This is a genomic window from Pseudomonas sp. NPDC098747 (assembly GCF_044760045.1).
In the GTDB taxonomy this organism is placed as follows: Bacteria; Pseudomonadota; Gammaproteobacteria; order Pseudomonadales; family Pseudomonadaceae; genus Aquipseudomonas.
The window spans coordinates 1-9,246 of sequence record NZ_JBIWAL010000006.1 but is presented as its reverse complement, the minus strand read 5'-3'; the positions used below and the strand labels follow the sequence as shown (position 1 = coordinate 9,246).

10 protein-coding genes are annotated in these 9,246 nt (G+C 58.2%); 6 read left to right on the top strand and 4 right to left on the bottom strand.

What is annotated here, in order from left to right; translation table 11 throughout:
• Positions 1 to 2,358, top strand: a 2,358-nt coding sequence (locus ACIQVE_RS05300) for a Lon protease family protein (RefSeq protein WP_402805244.1), incomplete at its 5' end; no start/stop codon positions are given.
• Between the two features lie 311 nt (positions 2,359 to 2,669).
• Complete coding sequence (locus ACIQVE_RS05295; RefSeq protein WP_402805241.1) at positions 2,670 to 2,990, top strand: hypothetical protein; 321 nt, start codon at positions 2,670 to 2,672, stop codon at positions 2,988 to 2,990.
• Here ACIQVE_RS05295 and ACIQVE_RS05290 read toward each other — a convergent pair.
• A complete protein-coding gene (locus ACIQVE_RS05290; protein WP_402805238.1) occupies positions 2,987 to 4,816 on the bottom strand; it encodes a hypothetical protein in 1,830 nt (609 codons plus the stop codon). The genes ACIQVE_RS05295 and ACIQVE_RS05290 overlap by 4 nt on opposite strands.
• A gap of 162 nt (positions 4,817 to 4,978) precedes the next feature.
• Between ACIQVE_RS05290 and ACIQVE_RS05285 the strand changes: the two genes are divergently transcribed.
• The 3 genes from ACIQVE_RS05285 to ACIQVE_RS05275 all read left to right on the top strand — a co-directional run bounded on the left by ACIQVE_RS05285 (position 4,979) and on the right by ACIQVE_RS05275 (position 6,646).
• A complete protein-coding gene (locus tag ACIQVE_RS05285) occupies positions 4,979 to 5,467 on the top strand; it encodes a TIGR00645 family protein (RefSeq protein WP_402805236.1) in 489 nt (162 codons plus the stop codon).
• 132 nt (positions 5,468 to 5,599) lie between these two features.
• Positions 5,600 to 5,905: a DUF6482 family protein gene (locus ACIQVE_RS05280; protein ID WP_402805234.1), complete on the top strand. Its 306-nt coding sequence runs from the start codon at positions 5,600 to 5,602 to the stop codon at positions 5,903 to 5,905.
• A 123-nt stretch (positions 5,906 to 6,028) separates the two neighbouring features.
• Positions 6,029 to 6,646 (top strand): FKBP-type peptidyl-prolyl cis-trans isomerase, encoded by a 618-nt coding sequence (locus ACIQVE_RS05275; protein ID WP_402805231.1) that lies wholly within the window; start codon positions 6,029 to 6,031, stop codon positions 6,644 to 6,646.
• A 130-nt stretch (positions 6,647 to 6,776) separates the two neighbouring features.
• Here ACIQVE_RS05275 and ACIQVE_RS05270 read toward each other — a convergent pair whose 3' ends face one another.
• The 3 genes from ACIQVE_RS05270 to ACIQVE_RS05260 form a co-directional block, all read right to left on the bottom strand.
• Positions 6,777 to 7,034 carry a hypothetical protein gene (locus ACIQVE_RS05270; RefSeq protein ID WP_039761704.1) on the bottom strand — a complete coding sequence of 86 codons (258 nt, stop codon included), beginning with the start codon at positions 7,032 to 7,034 and terminating at the stop codon, positions 6,777 to 6,779.
• A 207-nt stretch (positions 7,035 to 7,241) separates the two neighbouring features.
• The gene (locus ACIQVE_RS05265) at positions 7,242 to 7,583 is read right to left on the bottom strand and encodes a zinc ribbon domain-containing protein YjdM (RefSeq protein ID WP_042561151.1); all 342 of its coding nucleotides are present in this window, start codon (positions 7,581 to 7,583) and stop codon (positions 7,242 to 7,244) included.
• A gap of 182 nt (positions 7,584 to 7,765) precedes the next feature.
• Complete coding sequence (locus ACIQVE_RS05260) at positions 7,766 to 8,734, bottom strand: polyprenyl synthetase family protein (protein ID WP_007909817.1); 969 nt, start codon at positions 8,732 to 8,734, stop codon at positions 7,766 to 7,768.
• 240 nt (positions 8,735 to 8,974) lie between these two features.
• Between ACIQVE_RS05260 and rplU the strand changes: the two genes are divergently transcribed.
• A partial coding sequence (rplU, locus tag ACIQVE_RS05255) for a 50S ribosomal protein L21 (RefSeq protein WP_402805226.1) occupies positions 8,975 to 9,246 on the top strand: 272 nt, incomplete at its 3' end.

Genomic DNA, 9,246 nt, shown 5'->3' with positions numbered 1-9,246 from the left:
ACTACCACCAATGATCTGGAGCCCTTTCGCGGTGTGCTCGGCCAGGAACGTGCGGTCGAAGCCTTGCAGTTCGGTGTGGCCATGCCACGCCCCGGTTACAACGTCTTTGTCATGGGCGAGCCCGGCACCGGTCGCTTCTCGTTCGTCAAACGCTACCTGAAAGCCGAAGGCAAGCGCCTGCAAACCCCGGCAGACTGGGTCTACGTCAATAATTTCGATGAACCGCGCGAACCTCGCGCACTGGAATTGCCCTCGGGCACGGCCGGCGCGTTCATCGGCGACATCAACGGTCTGATCGACAACCTGCTGGCGACTTTTCCGGCAGTCTTCGAACACCCGTCCTACCAGCAAAAGAAAAGCGCCATCGACCGCGCCTTCAACCAGCGCTACGACAAGGCCCTCGACATCATCGAGCGTCTGGCCCTGGAAAAAGACGTCGCCCTGTATCGCGACAGCAGCAACATCGCGTTCACGCCGATGCTCGACGGCAAGGCGCTGGATGAAGCTGAATTCGCCCAGTTGCCGGAAGCCGATCGCGAGCGTTTTCACGAAGACATTTCCGGCCTCGAAGAACGCCTGAACGAAGAGCTCGCCAGCCTGCCGCAGTGGAAGCGTGAGTCGAACAATCAACTGCGTTCGCTCAACGAAGAGACCATCACCCTGGCCTTGCAGCCATTGCTGTCGCCTCTGTCCGAGAAGTACGCGGAGAACGCGGCGGTTTGTGGTTACCTGCAAGCGGTGCAGGTGTACCTGCTGAAAACCGTGGTCGAGCAACTGGTCGACGACAGCAAGACTGACGCCGTCGCCCGCAAGCTGCTGGAAGAGCAATACGCCCCAAGTCTGGTGGTCGGCCATCCGGTCAGCGGTGGCGCGCCCGTGGTTTTCGAGCCTCACCCGACTTACGAAAACTTGTTCGGCCGTATTGAATACACCACCGATCAAGGCGCGCTATACACCACCTACCGCCAACTGCGTCCAGGTGCCTTGCACCGCGCCAACGGTGGTTTCCTGATTCTTGAAGCGGAAAAAATGCTCAGCGAGCCGTTCGTGTGGGATGCGCTCAAACGCGCCCTGCAATCGCGCAAGCTGAAAATGGAATCGCCGCTGGGCGAGATGGGCCGCTTCGCCACCGTGACCCTCAACCCGCAGCACATCCCGTTGCAGGTCAAAGTCATCATCATCGGCGCGCGGTCGTTGTATTACACGCTGCAGGACCTCGATCCGGACTTCCAGGAGATGTTCCGCGTTCTGGTCGACTTCGACGAAGACATCCCGATGGTCGACGAGAGCCTGGAGCAATTCGCCCAGCTCCTGAAAACCCGTACTTCGGAAGAAGGCATGGCGCCGCTGACGGCCGATGCGGTCGCGCGTCTGGCCACTTACAGCGCACGTCTGGCCGAACACCAAGGACGTTTGTCGGCGCGCATTGGTGATCTGTTCCAACTGGTCAGCGAGGCGGATTTCATTCGGCATCTGGCTGGCGATGAGATGACCGATGCCGGTCACATCGAGCGCGCCCTGAAAGCAAAGGCCACCCGCACCGGGCGTGTGTCGGCGCGGATTCTCGACGACATGCTCGCCGGGATCATCCTGATCGACACCGATGGCGCGGCGGTCGGCAAGTGCAACGGGCTGACCGTGCTGGAAGTCGGTGACTCGGCGTTCGGTGTGCCGGCGCGGATCTCCGCCACGGTGTACCCGGGCGGCAGCGGCATTGTCGACATTGAACGTGAGGTTAACCTTGGCCAGCCGATTCACTCCAAAGGCGTGATGATCCTCACCGGGTATCTGGGCAGCCGTTACGCCCAGGAATTCCCGCTGGCGATTTCCGCGAGCATCGCACTGGAGCAATCCTACGGTTACGTCGACGGCGACAGTGCGTCGCTGGGCGAGGCGTGCACGCTGATTTCGGCGTTGTCGAAAACCCCGCTCAAGCAATGCTTCGCGATCACCGGTTCGATCAATCAGTTCGGTGAAGTGCAGGCGGTGGGCGGGGTCAACGAGAAGATCGAAGGCTTCTTCCGCCTCTGCGAAGCACGCGGCCTGACCGGCGAGCAGGGTGCGATCATTCCGCAGGCCAACGTTGCTACGTTGATGCTCGACGAGAAAGTGCTGGCGGCAGTGCGCGCTGGGCAATTCCACGTGTACGCGGTGCGCCAGGCCGACGAGGCGCTGAGCCTGCTGGTCGGTGAACCGGCCGGCGAGCCAAATGCCGATGGTGAATTCCCGGAGGGCAGCATCAATGCGCGAGTGGTGGAACGCTTGCGTGATATTGCGGAAATGATCAGCGAAGAAGACCTGAAAGAAGCCGAGAAAGAGTTGGCGCAGGAGGCGTTGGTAGAAGCCAAACCGGCCTGAGCCTCTGTGGGAGCGAGCTTGCTCGCGAAGGCGTCAGCTCAGTCGACAAGTTTATTGCCTGATACACCGCTTTCGCCAACAAGCTGGCTCCCACATTGTTTTTCTACATTGGTATTTGCGCTGATCGTCGTGAAAAGTGCCATCACTCTGACGCCAATATTCACACAATGACCATTCGGCGCATTCTGGTTCCATAAAGCTTGCCCGGCGGACTTTTCTTCTATCCTCAGCTCAAGGATATCGACAGTATCACTGGATCGAGCCAGTCCTCCCGAGAGGGCTGAATACCGGCTTCACCGAGGGTCGCCGCCATGTCGCGCAACCTCTGCCTCACCCGTCAATGCCTGGGCCTCGTGACCCGTATCGAATGCGCCATCAAACCGTTGGCCGGCGATAACGGCATGTGGACACTGCTCTTCGCTGCCGGCATGGCCGGCGAACAACCTTCCGCCATCAAAGCCCAAGGACCGTTCCACGGCCCGATTGCCGCCGAGTCGATTCTCGACACCATCGTTGAGAGTCTGACGTTGCACGGTTATGAGCTGGCCGACGACCCGCAGATCTGGAGCCTGCACCTGCAAGCCCAGCTTCGGCAGATCAACGGTGGCCGTGGCCGCAGCCTCAATAGTTAGGGCGCAGTTTCAGGCATCTGCGCTTTGTCGAGTTTGACCTCAAAACCATATTGCACGGTGGCGAGGTTGGTTCGCTGATAGGTTTCCAAGTGGGTTGGACGGCCATAGAAATAGTGCACGCCAAACAGCGCCGGGCCTTCTGTACTCGCATCGTGGCTGACCGAGAGAATCGGCTTGAGGTATTTGCCGCTGTCGTCCTTGACGAAGAACCGCCATTCATCGGCGCGGAACAGTTTCAGGTCCACCACCAGCGTGTTGTTCTTGATCTCCAGGCCTTTGGGCAATGACTTGGCGTCGTAGGCTTTTTTCTCGACCGATGCGAGAAACAGCGGCATCGAGCCGACGGCAATCGCCGGCGTATCCGGGAACAGGTTCAAATCGTAGGTGATCGTCGCTTGCAGCGGATCGACTTGATAAGCCTCGGGTGGTAGCTCGATCGGTTCATCGAGTTTGCCGCTGCGCTTTTCGGTGAAGAACGTCACCGGGCTGACTCCAGGGTTGAAGTCGTCGCCGAGCAATTCGTCGTTGAAGGTGCGACGATGAGAAAATTCGATGCGCGCGGCGCTCGAGTCTTCCACCGATTGATGAATACGGATGCCGGCCTTCAGCTGTTCTTCGGTCAGGCTCGCGCCTTTGAGCCAGTTCGCGGCCAGATCGTCATACACCACAATCGGCAAGTCCAATGGCTGGATGGCTGTTTCCACGGTGTGCGGATTGAAGGTGCGAATCGGCAGATCCAGCGCTTTGCGTGTCACGGTTGCCGAGGAAAAATCCAGCAAGCTGACTTCCAGTGTCTCGATCGGGCCGTTGAAGTAGACCTTGTTGTAGCGGCGCGGGTGTTGTTGCTCGAAAGACTGCTGTTCTTCACTGAGCTGCTTTTCCAGTGCTTCGCTCCAGGTTTTCTGCTGTTGCAGGTGCGTCAGTTGTTTTTGGTAGAAGGCAACCTGCTCCGGACTTTCGTTGATCGAACCGGCACGCACCAGGTACTGACCACTGCTATCACGCGCCTGAACGATCAGCGGATTGAGCTGGGCGTCAGCGACTTCCGGGGCCAGCGGCAGGTTGTTGCTGAATTCGACTTCGGCGTAGTTCTTTTCAAGCTTGAGCAGTTTGACGCTGAGATTGTCGTTGGTACGGGTCTGGCCGACATCTTTCTGCGTCAGGTCGAAACTGTATAAGCGGCGCGGTGCGATGACTTCGACCTGGCCTTGCAGGCTCACCGGTCGCGGCAGGGTTTTCTTGTCGACGTCCAGGCCGTCGATGAACGGATAGGTGACGGTCAGGTCATCGGGGTTGGTGACGTTGGAGCTGGACGGACTGAGCTGAATGCCCGGATCGGTTTCCGACCATTCCGGCTGATAAGCAATGACACGCTTGTTGCTCAGCGTCACTGACTGCCATTCCACGCCATGCGGGAACAGGAAACCGCCGGGAATGTTCAGATTGAAAGGGAAAACCGGTTGCAAGTCGGTGAGGTAATCGGAGCTGGCATCTTTGTGCAGCACGAACAGGCCATTGATGAAAGTATCGACCAACGCCTGCGGGGTAGGGTAGTGCTTGAGCACGCCGAGGGCGTCTTCGCCATATTCGGTTTTTGCCGGATTGCTGTCGAGCTTGAGCTGTGCGCGTTCGAGTAAAAGCAGCGAGCCGCCGAGCTCGGTGACGGCGCCCTTGAGCTTCGGATCGGTGATGGCGTCCAGTGACTGTTCGAATTTTGCAGCTTTTTCGTCCAGGCTCACGGCGTGTTTTTCGTCGCCTTGAGAGCAGCCGCCAAGGAGCAGGGTGAAGCAAATTCCGGCAATCGTTATCGGCAATCGCACATCCATTTCCACTTTTCCTGTTCGCGGGCGCTGGGCCGTCAATGGTTTGGACACTAGCAGAAAAAAATGCTGCACACGTGCGCAGGTGGCGGATTTTCGGACGGTTCTGACTGTCACAGGTGGCTGGTATACTCGCCCTCCATTACAACCCCCCTTGTGTGAGATTCAATGGAACGCTTTATCGAAAATGCAATGTATGCCTCGCGCTGGCTGCTGGCGCCGATCTACATCGGGCTGTCACTCGGGCTGTTGGCGTTGGCACTGAAGTTCTTCCAGGAAATCATCCATATCCTTCCCAACGTGTTCGCGATGGCAGAGTCGGATCTGATTCTGGTGCTGTTGTCGCTGATCGACATGGCACTGGTGGGAGGCTTGCTGGTGATGGTGATGATTTCCGGCTACGAGAACTTCGTCTCACAACTGGACATCGACGAGGGCAAAGAGAAGCTCAGTTGGCTGGGCACCATGGACTCCTCGTCCCTGAAGATGAAAGTGGCGGCCTCGATCGTGGCGATCTCCTCAATCCACTTGCTGCGCATCTTCATGGACGCCAAGAACATCGATCCAGACCACCTGATGTGGTACGTGATCATCCACATGACCTTCGTGATCTCGGCCTGTGCGATGGGTTATTTGGACAAGGTCACCAAGCACTGATCATTCTTGGATGGCTAAAAAACCGCCCGTCTGTTGCGAAACAGACGGGCGGTGTCGTTTGTGGCTTGTGCTTTGGCGCTTGCAGGCATATCCCTGTAGAGGTCCTGGTTCGCCACTGCGTGAGGTGTGTTCATGAATCTGCAAGAGTTGAACGCGTATGCCATCGCCGGCAAGGTCGATGAGCTGAACCTGATCTCCATGGAAGGCGGCATTTATCTGCTCGAAGCGCGGATGCATGGGGCGGCGTATCCGCTCAGCAACCCTCAAGGGCAGATGTTGACGCTGCGCTCGGTCGAACATGCCCGGGATGTGTTGCATACCTTTCCGGTATTGCCGTTCAACCTCGTACACACCTCGGTACACGATGAAATGTGTGGCCTCGGCGCCAGCGCCGAGGAAAGTCTGAAACTGCCGCTTGCCTGGCGTTCCGCACTGTAGCCCCGGCGCCCCAAACAGCAGGGCATCTGTGCTAGTCTGCTCGCCCTTTTGGTTCCGGGCGCGCCGGGACGCGCTGTGTACGCACGGCACGTCTGTTGGCCGTCCGCACAGCGGAGCAGTGTCATGTCCGAAGTAAATCTGTCCACCGACGAAACTCGCGTCAGCTACGGTATCGGCCGTCAGTTGGGTGACCAACTGCGCGACAACCCGCCACCGGGTGTCAACCTGGACGCCATCCTGGCCGGTCTGACCGACGCTTTCGCCGGTAAGGAAAGCCGTGTGGGTCAGGAAGAAATGTCCGCCAGCTTCAAGGTTATCCGCGAGATCATGCAAGCCGAAGCGGCTGCCAAGGCTGAAGCGGCTGCTGGCGAAGGTCTGGCATTCCTGGCTGAAAACGCCAAGCGTGACGGCATCACCACTCTGGCTTCCGGCCTGCAATTTGAAGTGCTGACTCAGGGCGAAGGCGCCAAGCCAAGCCGTGAAGATCAAGTGCGTACTCACTACCACGGCACCCTGATCGACGGCACTGTGTTCGACAGCTCCTACGAGCGTGGCCAGCCAGCAGAATTCCCGGTTGGCGGCGTAATTGCCGGTTGGACCGAAGCCCTGCAACTGATGAATGCCGGCAGCAAATGGCGTCTGTACGTGCCGAGCGAACTGGCTTACGGCGCTCAAGGCGTTGGCAGCATCCCGCCGCACAGCGTTCTGGTATTCGACGTCGAGCTGCTGGACGTTCTGTAATCCAGAGCCTGTCGTGATGACGGGCTAATGTGGGAGCCAGCCTGCTGGCGATAGGGTCAACCGGTTTTTCTTCAAGACCGCGTTGATGCCATCGTCAGCAGGCTGGCTCCCACAGTTTTTTCGATGACTCTCATATTTCGATCTTGTTGTGCAGTTCACTGGTCGGGCGCAACGCCCGGGCGTAGCAGAACAGAAACAGATTGCGCACCAACTCCTTCAGCACCAGTGGTTCGCTGGAGTTCAGGCTGCTGACGTCCAGATCACCCTGATCCTGCAGCTCATGCAAGGCTTCTTCTTCAAGCACCGCACAGACTTCTCCGGTTTCCCGATGCAGGATCCTGAGGTACGGGTGTGGGCGATCCAGCCAGGCGTCGATCAAATAAGTCATGGTTCTCATCTCCATCGAAAGGGTTTCAATGAGAATAATTCTTATTCATCAAATAGCAAGCGCCTATTGGCGGATTGCAGATTTTTCAGGGTAAAGATTGCGTAAGGTCAAAACGGCTAGCGCTTGGCTATTGCGTGGATTAGCTGAGGAAAATAGGGGAGGGCGATGCTCCATCCCACGTCGGGCGCGGGATGGATGACAGCAGAATCAGACTTTTCTGACGAACTCGGATTTGAGCTTCATCGGGCCGATGCCGTCGATCTTGCAGTCGATATCGTGGTCGCCATCGCACAGGCGGATGTTCTTCACCTTGGTGCCGACCTTGACCACCAGCGAAGTGCCCTTGACCTTGAGGTCCTTGATCACTGTGATGGTGTCGCCGTCCTGCAGGACGTTGCCGACCGAATCTTTCTTCACGGCGTCATCGGACGCTGCTTCGGCTTCGCCATTGGCAGACCACTCGTGGGCGCACTCCGGGCACACCAGTTGGGTGCCGTCTTCGTAGCTGTATTCGGAATTGCATTTCGGGCAGGGTGGCAACGTGCTCACTAGGGCTCCTTGAGAGGGGGATCGCTAAAAGTCGCACATTGTATAGGGTTTTAGCCGAAGGCGGGCATAGTGCGGAAACAACTGTGGGAGCGAGCTTGCTCGCGAAGGCGTCAGGTCAGCCGACATTGATGTCGATTGGCACATTGCTTTCGCGAGCAAGCTCGCTCCCACAGAGGGCAAAATCAGTGCGTGCGGGCGACCGCAAACTCACTCAATTCAACCAGTGCATCACGGTATTCGCTGGCCGGCAGCGCTTCGAGGCACTTGATCGCACGGGCCACATAATCGCGGGCCAGTTGCGCGGTGTACTCAAGCGAACCGGAAGCTTCCACGGCGATGCGGATGCTTTCCAGGTCTTCGATCCCGCCTTTCTGGATCGCCTGACGCACCAGTGCAGCCTGTTCAGGCGTGCCTTCGCGCATGGTGTAGATCAGCGGCAGGGTCGGCTTGCCTTCGGCCAGATCGTCACCGACGTTCTTGCCCAGGGTTTCCGCGTCGCCCTTGTAGTCGAGCAGATCGTCGACCAGTTGGAATGCCACACCCAGGTGATCACCAAAGGTGCGCAGGGCTTCGCTCTGCTCGGCGGTCGCACCGGCCAGAGCCGCGGCGCTGTGGGTCGAGGCTTCGAAGAGCATCGCGGTCTTGCCGCGGATGACTTCCATGTAGGTTTCTTCGGTGGTGCTGGCGTCGCGGACCTTGGACAGTTGCAGCACTTCGCCTTCAGCGATGATGCGCGTGGCCTGCGAGAGGATCTTCATCACCGGCATCGAGCCCAGTTCGACCATCATTTCGAACGAGCGCGAGTACAGGAAATCGCCCACCAGCACACTTGGCGCATTGCCCCACATGGCGTTGGCAGTCGAACGGCCACGGCGCATGCCGGACATGTCGACCACGTCGTCATGCAGCAAAGTCGCGGTGTGCAGGAATTCGATGGTGGCGGCGAGCAGGCGCATGTCATCGCCTTCGCGACCCAGGGCCTTGCCACACAGCAACACTAATAAAGGACGCAGACGTTTGCCGCCGGCCGAGGTGATGTAATCGCCGATTTTCGATACCAGCGGCACTCGGGAAGTCAGCTGCTTCTTGATGATGCCGTCGACGGCGCTAAAATCGTCCGCCACCGCGCGGTAGAAAGCTTGGGGTTGCATCAGCGAGAGTCGCTCCAGAAGGGTTGCGCGGCATGCTAGGACCCCCGTCCAGACCTGTCAAGGCGCGATGGACGGCTACTTGCAAGCGCGCGACAGCTTGCGTACAATCGCGCACCCTGAACTTCCTGGGCAGCACCTGCCTTACGCAATTGCTAGCGGGCCTTCCAGCCCCATGCAGCCATGCCAGCCAATACCTCTTCTTATAAAGAGCTGGGTGAGCAGGATTATCGGAGAAACACCATGTCTTATGCAGTAATCGTTACTGGCGGCAAGCAGTACAAAGTCGCCCCAGGTGAATACCTGAAGATCGAAAAACTGGAAATCGCTACCGGCGAATCCGTTACCTTTGATCGCGTTCTGTTGGTTGCCAATGGCGACGACGTAAACATCGGCGCTCCAGTTGTTGCTGGCGCTACTGTTGTGGCTGAAGTGATCTCCCAAGGTCGTCACGATAAAATCCGCATCATCAAGTTCCGTCTTCTTAAGCACCACTTGAAGCGTATGGGCCACCG

Coding starts and splice junctions, on each gene's coding strand:
- ACIQVE_RS05285 (WP_402805236.1), top strand. CDS start 4,979: ATGGAACGCTTTATCGAAAATGCAATGTATGCCTCGCGCTGGCTGCTG.
- ACIQVE_RS05290 (WP_402805238.1), bottom strand. CDS start 4,816: ATGGATGTGCGATTGCCGATAACGATTGCCGGAATTTGCTTCACCCTG.
- ACIQVE_RS05295 (WP_402805241.1), top strand. CDS start 2,670: ATGTCGCGCAACCTCTGCCTCACCCGTCAATGCCTGGGCCTCGTGACC.
- ACIQVE_RS05270 (WP_039761704.1), bottom strand. CDS start 7,034: ATGACTTATTTGATCGACGCCTGGCTGGATCGCCCACACCCGTACCTC.
- ACIQVE_RS05260 (WP_007909817.1), bottom strand. CDS start 8,734: ATGCAACCCCAAGCTTTCTACCGCGCGGTGGCGGACGATTTTAGCGCC.
- ACIQVE_RS05280 (WP_402805234.1), top strand. CDS start 5,600: ATGAATCTGCAAGAGTTGAACGCGTATGCCATCGCCGGCAAGGTCGAT.
- ACIQVE_RS05275 (WP_402805231.1), top strand. CDS start 6,029: ATGTCCGAAGTAAATCTGTCCACCGACGAAACTCGCGTCAGCTACGGT.